The organism is Lentzea sp. JNUCC 0626 (genome assembly GCF_043632865.1).
Taxonomy (GTDB): domain Bacteria; phylum Actinomycetota; class Actinomycetes; order Mycobacteriales; family Pseudonocardiaceae; genus Lentzea.
The window spans coordinates 10,101,730-10,122,868 of the sequence record NZ_CP171635.1; the positions used below are offsets into that span (position 1 = coordinate 10,101,730).

Annotated in this window: 16 protein-coding genes and 1 pseudogene; 10 read left to right on the forward strand and 7 right to left on the reverse strand. The window is 66.3% G+C overall.

The window, feature by feature from the left end; translation table 11 throughout:
- The first annotated feature begins 2 nt into the window (after positions 1–2).
- The 4 genes and pseudogenes from JNUCC0626_RS47435 to JNUCC0626_RS47450 all read left to right on the forward strand — a co-directional run bounded on the left by JNUCC0626_RS47435 (position 3) and on the right by JNUCC0626_RS47450 (position 6,755).
- Complete coding sequence (locus tag JNUCC0626_RS47435; RefSeq protein ID WP_394617164.1) at positions 3–2,315, forward strand: argonaute/piwi family protein; 2,313 nt, start codon at positions 3–5, stop codon at positions 2,313–2,315.
- On the forward strand, positions 2,312–3,592 hold the full coding sequence (locus tag JNUCC0626_RS47440) for a hypothetical protein (RefSeq protein WP_394617165.1): 1,281 nt from the start codon (positions 2,312–2,314) through the stop codon (positions 3,590–3,592). The genes JNUCC0626_RS47435 and JNUCC0626_RS47440 overlap by 4 nt, the downstream gene beginning before the upstream one ends.
- Positions 3,593–3,892: 300 nt before the next feature.
- A pseudogene (locus JNUCC0626_RS47445) lies at positions 3,893–4,753 on the forward strand (GNAT family N-acetyltransferase); the annotation flags it as partial.
- Between the two features lie 478 nt (positions 4,754–5,231).
- Complete coding sequence (locus JNUCC0626_RS47450; RefSeq protein WP_394617166.1) at positions 5,232–6,755, forward strand: hypothetical protein; 1,524 nt, start codon at positions 5,232–5,234, stop codon at positions 6,753–6,755.
- A 673-nt stretch (positions 6,756–7,428) separates the two neighbouring features.
- Here the strand turns inward: JNUCC0626_RS47450 and JNUCC0626_RS47455 are convergent.
- Positions 7,429–7,923, reverse strand: coding sequence for a GNAT family N-acetyltransferase (locus JNUCC0626_RS47455; RefSeq protein WP_394617167.1), 495 nt, complete (start codon positions 7,921–7,923; stop codon positions 7,429–7,431).
- Between the two features lie 406 nt (positions 7,924–8,329).
- On the opposite strand from JNUCC0626_RS47455, the gene JNUCC0626_RS47460 reads away from it, so the two are divergent.
- Positions 8,330–10,438 (forward strand): MMPL family transporter, encoded by a 2,109-nt coding sequence (locus JNUCC0626_RS47460; RefSeq protein ID WP_394617168.1) that lies wholly within the window; start codon positions 8,330–8,332, stop codon positions 10,436–10,438.
- Here the strand turns inward: JNUCC0626_RS47460 and JNUCC0626_RS47465 are convergent.
- The gene (locus tag JNUCC0626_RS47465) at positions 10,413–10,697 is read right to left on the reverse strand and encodes a hypothetical protein (protein WP_394617169.1); all 285 of its coding nucleotides are present in this window, start codon (positions 10,695–10,697) and stop codon (positions 10,413–10,415) included. The genes JNUCC0626_RS47460 and JNUCC0626_RS47465 overlap by 26 nt on opposite strands.
- Positions 10,698–11,147: 450 nt before the next feature.
- Between JNUCC0626_RS47465 and JNUCC0626_RS47470 the strand changes: the two genes are divergently transcribed.
- The gene (locus tag JNUCC0626_RS47470) at positions 11,148–13,163 is read left to right on the forward strand and encodes a hypothetical protein (protein WP_394617170.1); all 2,016 of its coding nucleotides are present in this window, start codon (positions 11,148–11,150) and stop codon (positions 13,161–13,163) included.
- Here the strand turns inward: JNUCC0626_RS47470 and JNUCC0626_RS47475 are convergent.
- A complete protein-coding gene (locus tag JNUCC0626_RS47475) occupies positions 13,096–14,340 on the reverse strand; it encodes a hypothetical protein (RefSeq protein ID WP_394617171.1) in 1,245 nt (414 codons plus the stop codon). The two genes, JNUCC0626_RS47470 and JNUCC0626_RS47475, sit on opposite strands and share 68 nt — an antisense overlap.
- A gap of 14 nt (positions 14,341–14,354) precedes the next feature.
- On the reverse strand, positions 14,355–14,774 hold the full coding sequence (locus tag JNUCC0626_RS47480) for a hypothetical protein (protein WP_394617172.1): 420 nt from the start codon (positions 14,772–14,774) through the stop codon (positions 14,355–14,357).
- Between the two features lie 151 nt (positions 14,775–14,925).
- Between JNUCC0626_RS47480 and JNUCC0626_RS47485 the strand changes: the two genes are divergently transcribed.
- From JNUCC0626_RS47485 to JNUCC0626_RS47500, 4 genes are all read left to right on the forward strand, one after another.
- The gene (locus tag JNUCC0626_RS47485; RefSeq protein ID WP_394617173.1) at positions 14,926–15,390 is read left to right on the forward strand and encodes a hypothetical protein; all 465 of its coding nucleotides are present in this window, start codon (positions 14,926–14,928) and stop codon (positions 15,388–15,390) included.
- A gap of 118 nt (positions 15,391–15,508) precedes the next feature.
- Complete coding sequence (locus tag JNUCC0626_RS47490; protein ID WP_394617174.1) at positions 15,509–15,841, forward strand: hypothetical protein; 333 nt, start codon at positions 15,509–15,511, stop codon at positions 15,839–15,841.
- Positions 15,842–15,880: 39 nt separating this feature from the next.
- Entirely contained in the window at positions 15,881–18,304 is a 2,424-nt protein-coding gene (locus JNUCC0626_RS47495; protein ID WP_394617175.1) for a hypothetical protein, read from the forward strand.
- Positions 18,304–18,564, forward strand: coding sequence for a nucleotide-binding domain-containing protein (locus tag JNUCC0626_RS47500; protein ID WP_394617176.1), 261 nt, complete (start codon positions 18,304–18,306; stop codon positions 18,562–18,564). The genes JNUCC0626_RS47495 and JNUCC0626_RS47500 overlap by 1 nt, the downstream gene beginning before the upstream one ends.
- Before the next feature lie 86 nt (positions 18,565–18,650).
- Here JNUCC0626_RS47500 and JNUCC0626_RS47505 read toward each other — a convergent pair whose 3' ends face one another.
- The 3 genes from JNUCC0626_RS47505 to JNUCC0626_RS47515 form a co-directional block, all read right to left on the reverse strand.
- Positions 18,651–19,358: a hypothetical protein gene (locus JNUCC0626_RS47505; RefSeq protein ID WP_394617177.1), complete on the reverse strand. Its 708-nt coding sequence runs from the start codon at positions 19,356–19,358 to the stop codon at positions 18,651–18,653.
- 66 nt (positions 19,359–19,424) lie between these two features.
- The gene (locus JNUCC0626_RS47510; RefSeq protein ID WP_394617178.1) at positions 19,425–19,625 is read right to left on the reverse strand and encodes a ferredoxin; all 201 of its coding nucleotides are present in this window, start codon (positions 19,623–19,625) and stop codon (positions 19,425–19,427) included.
- A complete protein-coding gene (locus JNUCC0626_RS47515) occupies positions 19,613–20,821 on the reverse strand; it encodes a cytochrome P450 (RefSeq protein WP_394617179.1) in 1,209 nt (402 codons plus the stop codon). The genes JNUCC0626_RS47510 and JNUCC0626_RS47515 overlap by 13 nt, the downstream gene beginning before the upstream one ends.
- Positions 20,822–21,139: the final 318 nt, after the last annotated feature.

Below are 21,139 nucleotides of genomic sequence, written 5' to 3' on the forward strand. Positions count from 1 at the left end.
GGATGGGGAACCCAGGAGACCTCTCGACACCGTTGAGTCGCAAGGGGCCGTTGCTGTTCACGAACTTCCTACCTGTCCGGTTTCACGGACAGGTCGTGGCCGGCGTGGTGCCCTTCGAGTCCGCGGACCAGTTGAGCGATCTCCGGGAGCGACTCCAGGCGTCGCACGTCGTTGTCCGGGATCGCGGCGTGGTTCTCTGCGTGCCGGTGGCAGAAGGTGCTGAACAGGTCGGCGAGCGACGAATGATCACGTCTACTCCGGAGGACGTCCTTCTGCAGGCCAGGCTGCTGGAGGAGCGCTTGAGGCGCGTGCTCATCACCGACTGGAAGTACGAGTTGCGGCGCCGGCGCCCGATGCGGTTCGTGTCGAGGAAGGCCGGCGGGGACATGCTCGAGCAGGCGCTGGGTCGCACCATCGGTGGACTCCACGTTCATCCGGAGCACTCCATCGAGGTGCGCCGCAACGGGCCACGAGGATTCCCCGGCGTCGTGATCGGCATGAAGGCGCGCTACGAGATCGACATCCCCGCGGCTGTTCTGCTGAAGCGCGGGGTCGCCGTGGTCGGAACGCATGTGCTGACCGAGTCGGAGATGGCACGAAACTGGCCGGGCCAGGACGTGCACGCGAGGCGCAAGCTCGTCGGTCGCGTGATCGCGGTGGACGGCGACGAGCTGGTGGTGCAGACCAGGGAAGGCGAGGTGAAGATCGACGCCGCGCAGGCGTGGATCGAGTCGAACAAGACCAACTTCCACTCGGTGCTCCGCAAGGTGTGCGGGCGCTCGTTCGACCGCGACCTGGCCGCGCTGGACGGCAAGATCGCCGCGTTCAACAACGCGGAGCGGCGCATCGCGGACACGGACAAGATCGCCAAGGTCGTGCTCGGTCTCGGGGCGCTCGACATCGCCGTGGGCATGAAGGCCCAGCTCGCCATGCCGTTGCGGCTGAGAGGAGACCAGCGGCCACACCTGAGGACTTTGAACGAGCCGACCTTCGTGTTCGACCAGTCCGGTGACAGGACCGATCGATACCCCGACTCCGGGTTGAACAAGTTCGGGCCTTGGGACGCGGAATCGTTCACCCCGAAGGAACCGATCATCGCCGTCGTGGTGCCGCGTCAGTTCAAAGGCAGGGTGGAGACCCTTCTCAGCAGATTTCGGGACGGCGTGCCTGATTCGCCGGCGTTCCCGGCGGGGTTCGTGCGCAAGTTCCGGTTGACGGACTGCACGTTCACTCTGACGGCGTTCGACGGCGCTGTTCAAGACGCGAGCGCTTACAAGCAGGCTTGCCTGACCGCGTTGGAGACCAACGAGAGGATCGACCTCGCGTTCGTCTTCACCAGCGCGGCCCAGGAGCACCTGACGGGAAACGAAAGTCCTTACCTGGTGTCCAAGTCGACCTTCATGAGCCAAGGCATCGCGGTACAGGAGTTCCAGGTCGAGAACATCACCGACCAGGCCGGCATCGCCTACCCGCTGAGCACGATGGCGCTCGCCGTCTACGCCAAATTGCGGGGTACGCCGTTCGTGATCAAGGCCAGCGGTCAGCCGATGGCACGTGAACTGATCTTCGGCATCGGTAGCGCGCAGGTCTTCCAGGACCGCCTTGGCAAGGGCGAACGATTCGTGGGGATCACCACCGTCTTCAGCACCGACGGCAGCTACGTCGTGTCCAACGTGTCCAGAGAGGCGCCGTACGAGCAGTATCAGAAGGCGTTGCTCGACGCACTTCGTGCGTGTCTCACCGACGTCAGGGATCGGGACGGGTGGCGGTCCCAGGACTTCATCCGACTGATCTTTCACGTCTTCAAGCCGTTGAAGGATGAAGAAGCCACTGCGGTGAAGGAGATGGTCGCTGGGCTGACATCGGACTTCGCCGGCGTCGAGTTCGCGTTCGTGAACGTCGTGGACGAGCACCCGTGGATGGTCCTCGACGAGAAAGCGCAAGGCATCAAAGCCGGGCAGGGACGCAAGGGGAAGTGCGTTGCGGACCGCGGCTACGCCGTGCCGATCAGCAGAAGCGAGATGCTGGTGACGGTCAAGGGGCCGCGCGAGATGAAGACCGAGTTGCAGGGTGCTCCGCGGCCGTTGCTGCTCAAGCTGCACCGCGAGTCCACGTTCACCGACATCGACTACCTGGCCGGCCAGATCTTCAGGTTCACGGCCATGTCCTGGCGGAGGCCGTACCCCACCTCGAAGCCGGTGACCATCCTGTACTCCGACCTCATCGCCGGCTTGCTGGGCAAGCTGCGCCACGTGACGAACTGGAACTCCGACGTGGTCTTCGGAAAGTTGCGCTACAGCAGGTGGTTCCTGTGACTGAGCTCCACGACGGCCCCGCCGGAGCCGAGCACTTCGGCGGCCAGCTCCGCGCGTTCACCGACAGGGTCGAGAACGAGACCGTGCCAGGCAGCCTCGACGGTCTGTTCGCACGCCACGTGCTCGGCGAGGGCGCGTCGGTCCGGTGGCGCGTCGAACCTCAGCTCGACGAGTGGCTCACCGTCAACGCCGGCAGGGCGGAAGCCGCATCAGCGCTGGCAGTGCTGGGCTACGTCGTCGACCTGCGGCCGGCCTGCCTCCCCGAAGTGAGCGAAGTGCTGGTGCACGGGCTCGAACGAATGGCCGGCCGCGATCCGTATCCGGGAGATCGGATCACCCCGATGTACTCGGCCGGCATCGTCCTGGGACTGCATCTCGCCGCCCGAGCGGTGCACGACCGCGTGCCGGGATTCGTGGCCTGGCTGCGAAAGTCCTTCAGCCACCCGCTTCGGGAACCCAACGATCTCTGGATCGACCTCATGCACCGGCACGTGCTTGCCGAACTCACCGGCGAGCCCGCCAGGCTCCCGGAGTTGGCAGGGATGACTGACAACGCGCTTGCCGCCGCGTTCTACCTGCTCGCGTCCGGCACCGGTGTCACACGGGACACCCCGGAGGAACTGCGTGCCGCGCGACGGCGAGCCATGCACGTGTTCCTGCGCGCTGATCCCGCTCTTCTGGAGGTCCGGCACGCCGCGCTGTGGCTGCACTTCGCGGAAGCGGTCGCTGCGGCCAGCGCGGACCAGCTGGTCGTCAGCGTTCCCCAGGTCAGTCAGGTGCTCCGGCGGTTCCCACCGGCGATGAAGCGGTGGGTGTGGGACCCCGACCACCACAAGGACCCCAAGCGGTGGCGGGTCGACGCTGAACGTGAAGTGCAGGCCATCCTGTGGATCATGCTCCGGGCCGTCTTCGACGACGTGGTCGACGAGGAGCACCTGCCGAAGCTGGGGCACAGCGCCTACCGCGCGGACTTCGCGCTTCCCAAGCTCGGCTTGCTCGTCGAGGTCAAGTACGTGCGCACCAAGAGCCACTTCAAGGAAGCCGAGCAGGAGGTGATCATCGACTCCGTCGGTTACCTAAAGGACAGTGAGCGCTACAAAGAGATCATCGTGTTCATCTACGACGACTCGTGCTCCACGGAACATCACGACGAAACCAGGCGGGCAATGCTCGACCTGCCGGGAATCGCCGACGTGATCATCGTGTCACGCCCAGGAGCAATCCCCTCGGCGAGGGAGCGCAGCGCCCTTCTGCCTCCAAGCTCTCCCACGCCGTGACCACGAGTGGGCCGTGCTTCGACAACGAGATCGACTTGTGCGGGAGGTGCGCACAGCCCTTGACCAACCTCGGCCCGCTTGTACCTCGCGACACCCGCAGATGCCCAGCCATCCTGCGTTGCTCGTCGGTTCGGGTCAGGAGTGGCTACCCCGCAAACACGAAGGGGCGACGGGTGACCGGGAACGTCGAGCTCGAAACGTTCGATCCCGACCAGGCGGAGCAGACCGATCTGCTGGCCTGGTACGGGTTCGCGATGGCGGTGCGGAAGGCCGAGAAAACCTGATTACGAGCCGCTTCCGTTCGATGAGTGGCTTGCCGATCTGCGCCTGCCCGACGCCGGGTACGGGCCGCGCGAGTTCTGGGCCGCGTGCCGAGACGAGGACCTGGTGGCGACGGCCTCGGTGTACCTGCTGCCGGGCGAGAGCGACCAGGTCGCGTTGACGAGCGTCACGGTCACACCTGACCGGCGGCGTGCGGGCCTTGGCACCGCCGTCCTGCACCTGCTGCTACCGCTGCTCGAGGCGCGGGGCAGGACGGTGGTGGAAGGCTGGCACCTGGCGGAGAACGGTCCCGCGCACCGATGGGCAATCGCCGTCGGCCTTCGCACCGCCAAGACGATGGTGGTCCAGTGGCTCCACGTCGCGGATGTCGATCCGGCGACGTGGGTGGTGCCTGTTCCCGCCGGGTACCGAGTGGTGGACTGGTCCGGCGCGGTGCCGGACGAGCTGGTGGACTCATACGCCCGGGCTCTCACCTCCATGCGCGACGCGCCGATCGGCGTGTCGGGTGTGGTGTTTCCGGTGTGGACGGCCGGCCGGGTGCGGGAGGCGGAGGTGGAACTGCGTGCGAGCGCCATCGACCGGCGCGGTGTGCTCGCGGTGGACGAACTGACCGGTGAAGTCGCCGCCCTGACCCTGCTCGACTTCTACCCGACGTTGCCCACGTGGGGCGTCCAGCGCGACACCGTTGTGGTCTCTTCCCATCGAGGCCGTGGGCTCGGGCTGTGCGTCAAGGCTCGGATGCTGCGATGGCTGCGGGAACAACGGCCGGAGATCGACCGCGTGCACACCGGGACCGGTAGCGACAACGAACACATGATCAGGGTCAACCACCTGCTCGGCTACCGGACGACCGACGTCTCCGTCGGGGTCAACGCTTAGATTTCCGAACTGCGTGATCACCATGGTGAAGTCTCTGAGCAGGAGATCGAGTAGTCGACTCATCCGTCTGCTTTGGACGGGTGCACGCGGAGCAGGCTGGAGCAGAGTGCGGACGGCTGGGTAAGTTGGAACTCCTCGTCGTCGCTCCCCGCTCTGGTGACGTGTCCGGTGGGGGACTCGAAGACGCTTCCTCGGCCGGCAGCGGGCGCTTCCCCGAATCGACCAGAAGGAGCTGAGCGGTGTGACCGACACGCAGCAGGAAAGACCTGACGGGCGTGCCGCCACGCCGGAAACGCTCCGGTTGCGCCGGGCAACGCGCGCCCTTCGCCTTCACCTGGACGAGCTGCCGATCGTCGTTGACCTCGACGTGACCGGAGATCGTTTCCTGGCGGGATTGGCGTTCATGTCCGCGCGGTTGCGGTACGACTGTGCCGAGTCGATGATCGGGGCCGGGTTCGGCGGCACCGTTGTCGGGTCAATGGCGCGCAGCCTGTTCGTTGACGGGTTGCGCTGGCTGTGGATCGGAGACGAACCCGGTCGGCGACGTGGTTTGCTCGGCGACCTCCTGCACGAGCGCCACCGGTTGTGCGTCCTGCTCGAAGAAACCGGTGCCGGCATTGGCAACCAGCCCCGTTGGATGATGCCGCTGCCAGACGTCGCGGACTTGACCGGCGAGTCGTTGAGCTGGCTCGACGCACCGGTGATACCGGGAGACGCAGAACTGCTCGAAGACTTCCTGGCACATCGAGACTCCAACGCGGAGAAAGCATCTGTCGGCCAACATGCTCCGTTGCTTCGCCGGACCCAACTCCTGCTGGACATGTCTGGATTGCGTGGCACCGTGATGGTGCTGGCGCACGCGGGACACGGCAACTACCTGGGTCTGCTGAGCAGCCTCACCGAGGACGGTGCCGTCGGGCACGACCTCCGCCCTGATCATGAGGCTCTCTTCATGCAGGTGGCTGCCGCCGGAGTGACCGCCACCCTGCTGGGCACGGCGACCTCGGTCCCTGAGTTGTGGCCCGAAGAGGTGGCGTTGCAGCCGTACTTGGAGCGGGCGGTGGAGCTGACCGCTGATGTGGCCGCGGCGGCGGTGCCGCTTCATGGATTGGACAGTGCGCGTCGGCCGCCTTCTCAGAGCAAGAGGTCTCACCAGCAGCAGCGCCCCATCGGGCTGCTTCGCGGCGGTGCTGTCCTGTTCTCAGACGACCTGTGGCCGGACATCAACTCAGCCCACCTCGTCGTGCAGGCTGCGGAGGGCTACTACGAGCTGGCTCGAAGCATGGTGTTGGGGCTGTGGGACAACGGCAACCCGACTCTTCACGCGGCGTTGGCTTACGGCGGTGGTCACTCCAACCTGGAAGCCGTCATGGCCACCTACGACCGGACTGGCTCGGCGGCGATCGCCGTGTTCGCCGCCCGGATGCTGATCGAGGAAGCCGCCCGCATGCTGTGGCGCTACACCCCGGCCGACCCCGAGGACGTGAAAACCCGTGCCAAGCAGTACTTCGACGAGTTCAGGGCTCGGCAAAAGTCAACGATCAACACGCTGACAGGGAGCGGGGTGTCGGCGGCGGCCGCCCGGCGCGTCTTCGCGCGCCCGGGCAACGTGACAGTGGAGACGCCTGATGACGTGATCGCCAAGGGGCGGCTGCCTTTGCCGACGATCACGAGCATGCTTCGTGAGATGGGGGAGCCGTTCCCCGAGCCGGGGTGGCTTGAGGTCGCCTACTCGCTGCTGAGCCAGTTCACCCACAGCACTCCCATCGGACTCCTGCACACAGTCCGGTTCCGCGACGGAACCTGGCACGGCAACGAAATCAGCACGGAGTTGCTCGCCCTGACGTTGGATGCCGCGTGCCTGGGCAGCGCTCACGTCCTCGGGATGTCGGCGATCTTGTTGACGGACGCCTCCGACAGCGCGGTCGAGTACCGGCGGGCCCTCCTGAGGCAGGCGATGGTGGTGCATGCGCTCGCGCGAGAGGTGCACGGCTTGGACTAGAGCGGAGTACGGCGGCAGGGCCTGAGACTCTGCCGTTGTAGTGCGGAGGGCAGTCCTCATTGCCTGATGCTGTTCGGCGATGTCAGACCGAGGGAAGGCAGCGTGCACTCAGCGGGGGGACCGCTGGGTACCGTCCGGGTGGGGATTGCCGTCGACCTGCGCCTGAGGCGGCAACGGTCAACAGCTCCTGGATATGGTGCTGAGACTGAGGCGGCAGCCGGCCGCACTGCGCGATCACTCGACGGCTCTGGAGCCTTCTCGGCGACGATCGGGTCGGGAAAGCCGACGCCCACCCGCACAGGTGAGTTGGCAGAGGTGTCGAATGGTCGACGCGAAAAACGCGAGGGACGACCGTCCTGAGCGTGATGAGGAACGACGGCCCAACCGGATGATCAGATCCGAATGGACCGTCGCCTGCCTCGCGTTCCTGACTCAGATCGCGGCGCTGGCAGGCGAAATAAGCGACTGGATCAGGTGACTCGGCCGGGTGGCGTGCACTTGTGCGCGCCACCCGTTCCGGTCGTGCGTAACGTATGTACCTACGATAGCGCAGGGTCGGATCAACGCGTTTCGTCCTTTGTGGACGGATGGGGCGGCGGAACGCTTTTGATTGCGGTGACGCGGTAAAGCAGTCGAGTCGCTCCGCGAGATTCCACGTCCGTCGGATGGCAGTTCAGTGGATCTCGAAGTGCACCACGTCGTCTTCCTCCCACACGACTTCGCCCAGCGCGCGCCAGAGGTCCAGGGCGCCCGGCGAATGGCGGTAGGCGTGGAGGTAGACCGAGTGGTAGGCGCCGTCCGTCCGGGCGAATGCGAGGAGTTCGGTCACCAAAGCACGTGCGAGGCCACGCCTGCGGTGCTCGGGATCGACGTACACGCGCCGAACCTGGGCGGTTCGCCCGGACGGGTAGCGCTCCACGAGCCACTCGGGGTGGCGTGGCCCTCGTGAATCGAGGGCGGCTGTCGCGACGACCGCGCCCTCCTCGTCGGCCGCCACCAGCAGGACATGCCGCTCGGGTGTGAGGTAGTGCCCGGTCAGATCTATGACGTCCTCATGCCACTTCGGTACGTAGCCGGTGCCGAAGTCGCGGTACAGCGCGTTGAGCATCACGGCCCGCGCACTGCCGAGGTCGTTCTCGGTCGCCACCTTGATGCAATAGGGCTGCATTTGCACATCGTAGGCATCAGTGTCGTGGTCCCTGGTGGCGAGGGATTTCGTGCGGTGACAAGCGGTCGAGCCCGTGGACGTGGCGGCTCGTCGGCCTTGGCTTCGAGCCGGGAATGAACGGCTCGGTGCGGTCTTTTGCGGAAGTTGCTCCGCGAAAGAACGAGAAGCAACTGTGGTTAGCCTGAACGGGCGAGGGATGCGGTTTCATTGTGTCACCGTCCGAACGCTCGGCAAGCGCGACGCGGTGAACCGCTGATTCAGGTCATTCCGCCTTTGTCGCAACGTGACATTGAGCCGGTCTTGTCGATGTTCACGCTGTTCGCTTGCGCCGCATGGCAATTCGGGAAGGCCGTCGTCGATGTTCGAGAAATGGGGAACCGTCACTTGTCGTCACCGGTGGTCGGTCTTGGTCGCGACTGTGCTGCTCGGTGTGCTCGGCGGCGTGTGGGGCCTGGGCGTGTTCGACAAGCTCAGCGAGGGTGGTTACGAGGCTCCTTCCAGTGAGGCGGTGCGGGCTGACAAGGTGGCCGAGGAGGCGTTCGGGCGGCAGGACGGCGACCTGGTCATCATTTATCGTGGCGATTTCGCGAACCCGGCCGAGCTCAAGAAGATCGCCGACCACATCACCGGTTTTCCTCGGAGCAAGATGCTCAAGGTCGTCGGCCCGGTCGTGTCTCTGAGCGGAAGGCAGGCTCTCGTCGCCGTCACGCTGAACAGCAGTGACTCCAACGAACAACTCAAGCTTTTCAGCGAGGTCGAATCGCAGCTGCCGGCGCCTGGTTTCAGTCAGCAGGTCGGTGGGCTCGTGCCCACGCAGAAGGCCATCAACGACATGTCGCGGGAGGACCTGAGGCGCGCCGAGATGACCTCGTTGCCGTTGGTGCTCTTGTTGCTCGTGGTCATCTTTGGCGGCCTGGTCGCGGCATCGCTCCCGGTCGTGGTCGGCGGCCTCGCGATCATGGGCGCGCTCGGTGTGCTGCACGCCGTCGCGCTCTTCGTCGAGGTCAACTCGTTCGCGGTCAACGTCGCGTCGTTGCTCGGCCTGGGCATGGCGATCGACTACGGCTTGTTCATGGTCGGCCGGTTCCGCGAGGAACTGGGCAGGGGACGCACCGTGGAGCAGGCGGTGGGTCGCACGGTCGCGTCCGCAGGGCGGACGGTGGTGTTCAGTGCGACCTTGCTGGTTATCGCGTTGGCAGGACTGACGCTCTTCCCCCAGGGGTTTCTGAAGTCCCTTGCGTACGGCGGCATGTCGTCGGTCGCGATCGCCGCGCTGGTGTCGTTGACGCTGTTGCCCGCGCTGCTCGGCGTGCTCGGGCACCGGGTCGGCGGCCTTGCCCTGCCCTGGAGGAAGAAGGCGCCGAGCGAGCGCGGCTGGCGCAAGCTCAGCGGCAAGGTCATGAAGCGGCCGATGTTGTTCGCTGTGCCGATCACCGGTGTGCTGATCGTGCTCGGGGCGCCGTTCCTGGGTGTCCAGTTCGGCCAGGTCACCGAGAAGGTCCTGCCGGAGGGCAACGCCGTGCGCGTCGCCACCGAGACGATCAACCAGAACTTCTCGGCGTTCTCCAGCACCGGCTTCAAGGTCGTCGTCCGGGGCTGCGAGCAGGCCGCGATCCGTGACTACCTCGATCAGGTCGCGGGCGTTGCCGGCATCGGCGAGGTTCGACCGGCGGGCGCGGACATCGAAGTCACGGCCGTGACCGCGGTGTTGAAGCACGACGCCCTGAGCGACGAGTCGAAGCGGGCGTTGAAAGACGTCCGGGCGCTCACTCGGCCTTCCGGAGCGGAGGTGCTGGTCGGTGGTACGACGGCGACGGTCAGCGACTCGCTCGACGCGATCGCCGACGGCCTGCCGTTGATGGTCGCGCTGCTCGTCGGCGCGACGCTGATCCTGATGTTCCTGGCGTTCGGCTCGGTCGTGCTGCCGATCAAGGCCGTGCTGATGAGCGCGCTGTCGTTGTCCGCGACGTTCGGTGTGCTGGTCTGGATCTTCCAGGACGGCCACGGGGCCGACTGGCTCGGCGTCACGCCGGGGCCGCTGGAGTCCGGCATCGTCGTGCTGATGGCGGCCATCGTGTTCGGTCTGTCGACGGACTACGAGGTCTTCCTGCTGAGCAGGATGGTCGAGGCGCGTGGTCAGGGCGCGACGACGGAAGAAGCCGTGACGACCGGCCTCGCGAAGACCGGCCGGGTGATCACCTCGGCGGCGCTGCTGCTGATCGTGGTGACCGGTGCGTTCGCGTTCTCGCAGGTCGCGATGATGCGGCTGGTTGGCGTCGGCATGATCCTCGCGCTGGCGCTCGACGCCACCGTGGTCCGGATGCTGCTCGTGCCGGCCGTCCTCAAGCTCCTCGGCAACGCCGCGTGGTGGTCACCGGGTCCGCTCAAGCGGATCCAGGAACGCCTCGCGCTTCACGACGAGCCGGCGCACGACCCGATGGACGCCGAGATCCGCGCGATGAAGCTCGCTGATACCAGGCGCATCCACGTCATGTCGGGACACCGCCGCGGTTGATCACCGGCGGGTTACCTGAGCCTGGCTGGGAAAGGCCGTCGGGAGCAGCAGGGGGTAGCGCGACCGGTGCTGCCGGCGTGTCCTCAACGTCTACGGTGACCAGTTTGCCCAACACGCGGACCGACACTTTCTTGCCCGTGTGCGGCTTCTTGAGGACGAGGTCCACGACCACGCACGGCACGGTGAGAACAAGGAGAATCACGGCCGCTGCGAAGGCGGGGCCGACCGTCGCGGCGAGGTCGAGGATTGACGCAAACACGCGTGCACACCTGTCCGGAGACCAGACCCGAAGTGCCGGTCACCTCGTCAGGTGGTCCAGCGCGTCCTGCACTCGGCTGTTGTTCGGTGCGCGCCCCAACTTCGGGTGACCCGAGCGACTGACTGAGCCGAGGGGTCTTGGAACGCGGTATCCGTGGTTTACCACGGCGGTGGTGCAATGGTGCGTCGATCTCATTGACTCAGTGCTCAACTGCCAGCCCACGCAGAAGCTCTTCGCGGCAGTCTCCAGAGGAGGAATGCCGCTTCCAGCTCCATGCGTCGGTGTCGGAGTGAAGCGAGGGAAGCGAAGCAGCCGAGAGGCTTGAGAGTCGTGACTTGCGCGCGTTGCTCGTCGGCCTGACGTTGTGGGCCATCGCTGCGGCGTTGTCGACGTGAGGCGGGCTGAGACCGATACCCTGGCCGTTCTGATCATGGTGCTCAGGGAGGGCAAGTGGGGAGCGTCGTCGCCGGGCCGCGTCGTGCCAATCCGTTCCTGAACAGGATCGGTGTCCGGGCGGACATGAACAGCGTGTACGTCGAGTGCGTGGCCCAGGGGCGGTCTTGCCTGTTCTACGTGCACGGTCTGGACGGCATGGGGCGGATGAGCCTGGCCGGCGAGTTCTTCCACCAGCACCAGGCAGACTTCGACGCCTACGTCGAAGTGACCGCGCGTCAGCCCAGCGGGAGGTTGATGCCAGCCGGTGAGATGCTCGGTCAGGCCCTGCGCGGGCTCGGGGTGCCTGAGACCGAGCTGCCGGCGGGGCTGGACGACCGAGGCTTCGCGTTTCAGGCGCGGTCCGCTGGCAGGCGGTTCATGCTGGTGGTCAGGGACGTGGCGGACGTCGAGCAGGTCAAGCTGCTCGTTCCGCATTCCGCGCCGGGCGCCGTCGTCGTGGTGACCGGCCGGGCGATGCTGCGCGGGCTGCTGATGCTCGACTTCGCGGACGTTCCGTTGGGCAGGCTGCCGCGCGAGGACGCGAAATCGTTGCTCACCTCGTCGATCGGGACGGACGACGTGCCGGCGCCGGTGGTCGACGAGCTCGCGGCGATCTGCGACGACGTCCCGTTGCTGATCCGCATCCTCGGTGCCCAGCTACGTCATCGCGGGCCGAGCGCGATCGAACGGCATCTGCGTCAGTTGCGCGCCTCGGACGCCGCGTTGCTCGAACTGGAGCACGCGCAGCGGGTCGGCAAGTTCCTCGAGGTGACCGAGAGTCTGGTGCGCGAGCAGCAGACGGCCTTGCGACGGCTGGCTCTCCTGCCGGGACAGGACTTCGGGGTGGCCACCGCCGTGGTGGCGCTGGACGTGGACGTCGACGCCGCGGAGCAGACGCTCGACGCGTTCGCCGACCGGCACCTGGTGGTCTTGGACAAGAAGCGGGACAGGTACTCGCTGTACCGGATGGTGCGCACGCACGCCCGTCGCACGGCTGACCAGGTCGACGGGCCCGAGGCGATCAAGGCGGTCGTGGAGAGGATCACCCTCTGGCACCTCCGCGAGGCGATTCCCCGTGACGCGGTGCTGGCGGACCGGTGGAGGGTCGGCCGGGAGTTCGAGTTGTTCGCCGCCGAGAACCGGTCGCCTGTTCCGCGTGCTGCCGCCACGGCGTGGTTCGACGCCGAGTGGGAATCGGTCGTCGCCTGCGTGCAGGCCGCGCACGATCACGGCCTGCACGACATCGTGTCCCAGTTGTGCGTCGTGGTGTTCAAGTACCTGCACCTGCACGGGCACTTCGACGCTTGGATCGACTGCCACAACCTCGGGATCCGCTCCACCGAAGTCTCCGGCGACGTGGCGGCCCGGATGCAGCTCACCTCGCAACGAGGTGCGGCGCACCTCTCGCTCGGGAACACGAAGGTCGCCAAGCAGGACTTCGAGGCATCCGGGCGCGCCGCCGCCGAGATCGATCATCGGCTCGGTCTGCAGAGCTCCTGGGAGTGGCGCGGCAAGGCTGCGGCAGCGGAGGGCGACCTGGACTACGCCTTCCACTGCTTCGACGAGTCCGAAGCGGTGATCGCACGCTCCGAGCAGGAGATCCCGCGAAACCAGCGGGCCAGGATGCACGCCTTGCTCGTGCTGCATCGGGCCAGGGCGTGGGCGAAGCTGAAAAACTGGGACCGCGCGGTGGACGCGGCGTCCTCGATCGTGGAGTACTTCGCCGCGAGCGGCGAGACCGACAACCACGCCAAGTGCCTGCTCGTCCTCGGCGATGGCGCGCTGGGGTCGGGTGAGCCCGCGCAGGCTGCGGACTTCTACCGGCAGGCCGCTGAGCTGTTCGCTCACGACCAGGCCTTGCGTGCGCACGCCGACGCGGTGCACAGGTCCGGATCGGCCCTGCGGGTCTCGGGTGACTCCCTCGGAGCGGCTGAGGCGTTCCGGTCGGCCAAGGAACTCTTCGTCAGGCTGGGGGACCGTCGTGCGGACGTGGTGGACGAGCTTCTGCGTGAGCTGGACGCCAGCCGCTGAGCGACACCGTCAGTTGTCGCGTGCCGAGACGAATCGTTGCGGTGCGAGGTAGTTCCTGCCACGCACGGCCGCAGGAGAGCCAGCGGTAGATCGCGGACGCGCAGGCGGCGGCTTCGTCTACACCGGACAGATCCCGCAGGACGACGCCTCGGTCGCGGTGCACGACCTCGGCGGACGTGATGGCGAAGTCGCAGGCCGGTCGATCAGCGAACGCCTGCTCGGCCTCGTGCAGGTGGTCGAGCAGCACGATGGCGGCGCTGCCGTACAGGTCGCGGCGAGGGTGTGCCTGCTCCACCACCAGATGCCGGTCCACCGTGTTCGGCGGCTGGTCGTCTCGAGGGTCGACGTCGGCAGGCCACCTCGTCAGCTCCGCCACGTCGTCGTGCCACTCGGCCGCCACCCACCAAGCCGTCACCGGCAGCCGTTCGGGAACCAGTTCGCGCGCCGAGTACGGCGGTACCAACGCCTGACGTTCCGGCTCACGCAACGCCATGAGGTCGTAGAAGGCCTTCCGCAACACGGCGGCCGACGAACCGGGCAGAGACGTCGCGAGCTCCCGCACCTTCGCGAGCCCGTTGTCCGCGGCCTGTGCCAGTGCGGCGTCGAACTGAGGGCGCAACGCCGCCGCCGGGTCCAGCCAGAACGCGGTGCGCCCCAACTCGTCCATCGCGGACCCTTCGGCGATCTGGTGCTCTGGGAACGAGGCCAGCAAGGTTGCCCGCCCCGCGCACGCCGCGTACCCCGTCACCGCGCCGAAGTCACCGACCACCACGTCGGCCGCCAGCACGGCTTGTTGCCAGCCTTGGGCGGGCGGGATCAGCCGAAGTCCCGCGCGCAGGCAATCGGCCAGCCAGAGCCGGATCTGCGCGGGACCATGTGCGTACCAGGTGTTCGGGTGAAGGACCGCGGCCACGACGTACTCGTCGCCAGGCAGCTCCGCGAGCAACTGTGCGATGAGGGCCGGGCTGCGCCCCAGCAAGGAATCCGGGCCCCAGGTCGACGTCACGACCACGACCTCGGTGTCGTCGTCCGCGCCCAGAGCGCGTCGGTAGTCGCGACGGCGGGGGTGGCTCACCGCCATCCGGTCGAAACAGGGGTCTCCGGCGACCACCGCGGCGTCGAGTGCTTCAGGGACCGCCTCTGCCAGTCGCGCGTACTGCTCGTCGTGCGACAACACGATCGCTCGGGGAACTACCGACCCGCCACGAACCAACCACTCGCGAGACAGACCGTACACGGACCGGTTTCCGGTTTCCGGTTTCCGGTTTCCGGTTTCCGGTTTCCGGTTTCCGGTTTCCGGTTTCCGGTTTCCGGTTTCCGGTTTCCGGGTGAATTCTTAGTGTATCCAATTCCGTGCGAAAGAATCGCGAGTGGGGCGTGGATGTCGTGCAGATTCCCACTATTGTGTACCGACAACGCCAGGTCGAACTCGGTGAGAACCGCCTGCTCCCACGGCATGAGCAGCACTCCCATCGTGGACAGGTGCTCCTCGACCCCGTTGGTGACCGCGGACGCCTGAGGGCAGGTGTAGACGATCTGAACGCGCTGGTCGCTGTCGAACACCGGAAGGATGTCGGCGAACCGGTTGACGGCCGTCACCGTGTGGACCACCGCCAGCACCGTGCGCTCGGTTCCGACGGTCCGCCATCGGGGACCGTGCGGTCCGAGTGGCACCTTCAGCCACCGGTCAGACGACAAGATCCCACTCCCGAGGACGCTGAACTCCCGTTCACCGTACCCCGCCACCCGCTAACGTGATCATGTGACTCCGATCTGGGTGACCGTCCTCGTGGCGGTGATCAGCCTGTTCGCCGCGCTGAGCGCTCAATGGGTCAGTGGCGTGAATCAGCGCAAGCTGGCCCTGATCGACCGCGACACTAAGCGCGACGAGCGCCGCCTGCAGGCTCGCGAAGAAGCCTGCGCGAAGTTCCTCGTGGCCGCACGGGCCCTGCAGAGCGCGGCTCGTGCAGGCGCCGACCTGGACGCGGTCGACGGTCGTCTGACCGTGGTGAGAGAGGCTGCCGCCTTCGTCGAACTGCACGCCCCAGAACTCGCGGACGGCCCGCTGCCCGCCGTGCTCACCGCCGCTGGCCGGTGGCACTCGTTGCAGCTTGGCCACCCAGCGGCGTCGCCGGTGGTCAAGGAAGCGGATGCCGAATTCGAGCAGGCTTTGGTGAAACTGCGCGACCTCATGCGCGAGAGCCTCGGCATTGGCGGTGGCAGGTAGCGAGCCGACAGGCTTGTTCCGCACGGCGCGTATGAGATCGTCGATCGGTGCAACCGTCCTCCGCCGACCAGACGCCGCCACCTGACGTGTCGAACGTCGTGGGCGGCAGGGTGCACGGGTGGTCGTGCAGGCGGGAAGCGCGAACTTCTCGCTCCCCTCGCCGACGACGAAGGCGCGGTCGCGCTACCAGCAGTACGTCCTGCAACGGATCGCGCCCGTCCAGCTGATGGAGCGCGACGGGGAGCTCCGGCAGATCGCGGAGTTCTGCACGGCGCCGAACGTCTCGAGCAGCTACCTCTGGGTGCGCGCTGAAGCGTGGTCGGGCAAGTCGGCGTTGATGTCGTGGTTCGCGCTGCATCCACCGGCCGGAGTCAGGGTCGTGTCGTTCTTCGTCACCGCTCGCCTCGCGAACCAGAACGACAGAGCCGCATTCGTGGACAACGTGTTGTAGCAGCTGCTCGACCTGCTTTGTGAGGAACAGCCCACGTTGATGACCGACACGACCCGCGAGTCGCATCTCGCCGGTCTGTTGGAGGACGCGGCGATGCGCTGCGAGGAGCGTGGCGAACGGCTGGTCCTTCTCGTCGACGGCTTGGACGAGGATCGAGGAGCGGAGACCCACAGCATCGCCAGGCTGCTGCCCATCTCTCCTCGCGCGGGGATGAGAGTCGTCGTAGCCGGCCGCCCGAATCCGCCCATCCCTTCGGATGTCCCGACGAACCACCCCTTGCGGGACCCCGCGATCGTGACTGCGCTGAGCCGCTCACCTCACGCCGACACGGCCCGCGAGCAGATGGAACGCGAGCTGAAAGCCTTGTACAAGGGGGAATCCGGTGAACGGGACCTCCTGGGCCTGGTGACGGCGGCGGGCGGCGGACTCAGCGCGGCCGACCTCGCCGAGCTCGCGGGCGAGAGTGCGTGGGACGTCGAGGATCGTCTGGCCACGGTGGCTGGCCGGAGTTTCACCAAGCGAGAGTCCCCGCGCCACCCGGTCTACCTGCTCGGCCACGAGGAGCTGCAGGTCGCGGCGCGCGGAATGTTCGGAACTCAGCGTCTGGCCGACTACCGCCGCCGGGTCGACCTGTGGGCCGACGACTACCGGGAACGGCAGTGGCCGGAAGGAACACCCGAGTATCAGTTGCAGGGGTACTTCAACATGCTGTCCGCTGCCGGGGACGTCGAGCGGATGGTTCAGTGCGCCGTCGATGCGAAGCGACAGGACCGCATGCTGGACGTCTTCGGCGGTGACGCACTCGCGATGGAGGAGCTGTCGGCCGCCCAAAACGCGCTCGCCGCACGCGCTCCCATCGACCTGCGTGCCCTGACTCGGATGGCAGTGCACCGGGAATTCCTGTTGGGGCGCAACAGCAACATCCCCGCCAACCTGCCGGAGCTGTGGGCGGTGCTCGGGCAGGTCAACCGGGCAGAGTCGACCGCGTCCTCCTTCAGCGACGGTTCCGACCGGACACGCGCCCTCACCAGGCTTGCGATCGTCCTGCGGCGTTCGGCGGCCGTTGTTCGGACTGAGCACGTCGTTGCCGCGGCCCGTCAGGCCATCGGCGTTGTCTCGCTCCCAGACGAACGAGCTCAGCTCCTGACAGCGTTGAGCGGTGACGACGAGCGGGCCGAAGACGACACGACGAAGTTGAGTTTGCTGACGGCGGGCGCCATTCACGCTTGCTGCGCTGCAGGTGCGCACGACCGCGCCTCGCGTTTGGCCGCACAGATAACCGATTCCGGCGAACGGTCGGCTGTGGTGTCCGCCGCGATGTGGACACTCGTCGAGGAGCAGCGATTCGACCGGAGCTCAGCACGCAGAAGACTGGTCCCTTACGAGTGGTTCCCCAACACGAAAATCGTCTGGACTGAGAGCGACTTTCCGGCAAGGCCACCAGAGATCGGTGAACTGATCGACGGGCTCTCGGAACTTGCCGGCCGTGACTCGGACCGCCTGTCGCTGCTCCGAACAGAGTTGACCGCACTCCGCAGCTCATTGAGTCAGGCCGACGCAACGACCTCCTTGGTTCGTGCCTGTATCGCGTTGGGTGAGACCGCGCTGGCCGAGAGTCTGCTCCGATCGATCGAAGATCGGTCCAGGGCACAGTTCGACGTACTGCGGAGTCGGGAGCTTCTCAGACGCATGGCGCTGGCCGGAGTGCGCACACGCCGGCTGGACATCGTGAAAGAGTTGTTCGCGCATGCCGAACTCGATGACCACATGGTTGCTGTTCACGTGGTTGAGGCGCTGGCCGCGGCCAGTGACATGGACAGCCTCGATCGCGGTCGGCAGGAGCGCCCGGTCAGGGGAGCGTTGGACGCATATGAACTCGCACGTGTCAGGGCTGTGGCCCGGGAGGTGCCGGACACTTGTTCACGTGCACGAGCCATCACCGGAGTTCTGCGTTACTCGATCAACGCGGGTGACTTGGAGTCCGCGGCCCAGTTGGTGGAATGGTCTTCAGCGCTGGCAGCCAGTACGCGCCCTCGAAGTGAAGCCGTTGAGCGTCTGGTTGCGGTAGCTGTCGAGGCCGCCAGAGCGAACCTTCCGGCGGAGGCGCTCGCGCTGGTGGAGAAGGCACGGGACTTCGCACGGACAGAACGCTTTTCTGCTGCTGGTCATGGGCCGTTGCTCGTCGACGTCGCCAGAGCCGCCGCCGAAATCGGTGCGATCGATCTCGCCGGCAGGTTGTTGCTGGAGGCGGATCACGTACGTCACCAGTTGGGCGGCTCCGCAGAATCGGTGCTGTCGTTCGCACTTCTGGCACACCGCGTTGGACAGACGGATCTAGTGGAGTCCTTCCTGCGACGAGCGGAGCGAACAGCGAACACAGAGGCCAACGATGCGGCGCGTGCGTGGTGGCTTGCTCGGACGGCTCTGGCTTGCGATTCATGCTTCGTCGCGGGCTCCCGCTGATGCCACGCAAGAAGCTGCTGTTCACGATCGTCGAGTGCGATGCGGAAGAGCCCTGCCGGGTCAAGTGGAAGGTCCTCAACCGCGGGTCCGAGGCCGAACGTCTCGACCAGGTCCGAGGGCAGATCGTCGACTCGACCAGGTCCAGGACGCGGAGCGAGGTAACGACCTTTCACGGCGACCACTACGTGGAGTGCTACGTGATCAAGGACAGCGTGGTCGGTGCGCGCAGCCACATCAACGTGCCGATCAAGTCGGCTTGACGTGATGTCGTTCGTCGAGGAGGCGCGGTGCGGGCGTTCCGATGACGGTGGAACGCCCGCACCGCTTCAACGGTGGAGGCAGCTCGTCATCGCCAGTCGCAGCCGGCGCCGCGCGAGCGGAGTTCTGTGAGGTGCCAGCACTTGTTCTCGTTGTTGACGAAGGTTGTCACGCCGCCACCACCGTGGCCGCAGCCGACCAGCTCCATGCCCTGCATGGCAGAGGCCGGGCGGCCGTCGAAGCTGATGAAGAAGTGCTTGCTCACAGCGGGGTCCAGCCAGATGTTCGCGCTGTTCTTCCGCTGAACGTTGAACTTCTTGGGGTTCGCGAGGGTACACGCGTCGCTGTAGGCGGTGAACTCCATCGAGTGGGTGTCGCCGTCGAGCTTGAAGTGGTACAGGCGGCAGTTGCCCTTGTCGGGTGCACAGGAAGGGCTACCGCCGTCCGAGGGCGGGTTCGCTGCGGACGCCACGCCCGAACCGCCCAGGCCGATGGCGGCGACCACCGCGACCACGCCGACGAGCTTGGGAATCGACTTCAGAAACACGGGACCACCTAGATTGTGTCCAGAACGAGCGATGTCGCGGACACGGTAGTGTCGGCCCGGCTCGCGGTGCCGGTTCGCTTTCTGTTTTCCTAGTATTTCTAGAGGTTTCCGTGCGGTTGTGGAACCGCACTGGTGTGATTGTCGGCTGTGTTCGAACCCAATGTCTGTTGAACGTTTAACTGTCCGGTTTTTCGTGATGGTGAGGAACTTCCCGGTCGGGCTCGTCGGGAAGTGGGTCAGGCTGCCCACTGCGGACGTGGTGCCAAGCGGCCGTGAACCGAGTGGCGCCTGCCGTCGGTGATCATCCGGCGCGGATCAACGGATCGTGATCGCGCTCGCCGGGCACAGACCTGCCGCTTCTTTCGCGGTGGACTCGTGCTCGGCGTCCGGGTGTTCCACCAGAAGCACCACGGTGCCGTCCTCTTCGGACTGGTCGAAGAGGACGGGGTCTGTCAGGGCACACATCCCGGAACCGCAGCACCTCGAGCGGTCGACGGAGATCTTCACGCCGACCACGCCACGGGCAGCGAGTGGACTCCGTAGACGCCCATGTTCTCGCGCATCGGCACGTCTTCCGGCGCGATGTCGAGGTGGAGGTCGGGGAACTCCTGGAACAGCTTGGCGAACGCGCTCTTCATCTCGATGCGGGAGAGCTGCTGGCCCAGACATTGGTGGATGCCGTGCCCGAACCCGACGTGGCCGGTCGCGGGGCGCCGGAGGTCGAGTTCGTCGGGGTTGCCGGGGAACCTGTCGGCGTCGCGGTTCGCCGCCGGCAGGTGCATGAGCACGGTGTCGCCGGCCTTGATCAGGTGGCCGTCGATCTCCACGTCCTCGGTCGCGGTGCGCATCGGTCCGACCTGCAGGATCGACAGGTACCGCATGAGCTCCTCGACGGTGTTGTCGATGACCTCCGGTTCGTCGCGGAGGATCTTGAGCTGGTCGGGGTGCTGCAGGAGTGCGAACGTACCGATGCCCAGCATGTTCGCCGTGGTCTCGTGTCCGGCGAGCAGGAGCAGCAGCGCCATGTTCGACGCTTCCTCGTCGGTTGGCTCCCCGGTGGCCAGCAGGTCGCTGATCATGTCGTCGCCGGGGTTCTCCTTCTTGCCGGCGACCAGCTCGCGCATGAACACCTGGATGCGTGCGAGGGCCGCGCGGGTTTCCTCCGGCGCCACCTCCAGGCTCAGCAGCTTCGCGGTGTCCTCCTGGAACCTGTGCCGCTCGTCGTAGTCGACCCCGAGCAGCGCGCAGATCACCAGTGACGGCACCGGGAGCGCGAACTCCGTCACGAGGTCCGCTTTGCCGCCCAGTGACCTCATGTGCGCCAACTGGTCATCGACGATCTTGCTGATCCACTCGGACAGCTGGCTCATCCGCCGGACCGTGAACTGGCCCTGCAACAGCTTGCGCAGCCGGGTGTGCTCTGGCGGGTCCTGGAAGACGAAGATCCCCGGCTCGATCTCGTGTCCGTCCCCGGAGTCCCTGGCTTGGAGCTGATAGTCGAACACGTGCTGGTTCTGCGGCTCGGTCGTGAACTTCGGGCTGCCCAGGATCTCGCGCACCTGGCGATATCCCGTGGCCAGCCAGCCGAGGTGGCCGTCAGCGAACCTCAGCCTGCTGAGGCGGGCCTGCTCGCGGATCTTGGTGATCTCGGCTGGCGGGTCGAACGGCTTCTGACGCGCGAAAGGCAGTTCTTCGAAAACAAGTTCGTTCATCGCACACTTCCCAGTGCTCTCAACAGGACTTTGTTTCGACGTTAGTGATCTTTTACGGCTTGCTCGGTTGTCTCCATGAACTGATGAGAATTAACCGAGGATTACGGACAGTCGTCGATCAGGCTCTGTGAGTAGCGGGGGAGTGATCTTTTCTCGGGGCGCACCCTTGGCGCGACTAGTGGTGTGGCTCGGAACGTTGCCGGGGAATTCGCGGTCAGACGGGTGCATCGTGGTGCCGCCCCCACGGCCTCGTACACGTTGTACGGGAGCGTGGGGGCGGCACCACGATGCACCCTGCTGAGCGTGGATTACCTCGCC

What these genes read in the sequence shown, in the direction of transcription:
- JNUCC0626_RS47455 (WP_394617167.1), bottom strand. Translation starts at nt 7,923, where the DNA reads ATGCAGCCCTATTGCATCAAGGTGGCGACCGAGAACGACCTCGGCAGT.
- JNUCC0626_RS47495 (WP_394617175.1), top strand. Translation starts at nt 15,881, where the DNA reads ATGACCGACACGACCCGCGAGTCGCATCTCGCCGGTCTGTTGGAGGAC.
- JNUCC0626_RS47515 (WP_394617179.1), bottom strand. Translation starts at nt 20,821, where the DNA reads ATGAACGAACTTGTTTTCGAAGAACTGCCTTTCGCGCGTCAGAAGCCG.
- JNUCC0626_RS47450 (WP_394617166.1), top strand. Translation starts at nt 5,232, where the DNA reads ATGGCGCGCAGCCTGTTCGTTGACGGGTTGCGCTGGCTGTGGATCGGA.
- JNUCC0626_RS47435 (WP_394617164.1), top strand. Translation starts at nt 3, where the DNA reads ATGGGGAACCCAGGAGACCTCTCGACACCGTTGAGTCGCAAGGGGCCG.
- JNUCC0626_RS47500 (WP_394617176.1), top strand. Translation starts at nt 18,304, where the DNA reads ATGCCACGCAAGAAGCTGCTGTTCACGATCGTCGAGTGCGATGCGGAA.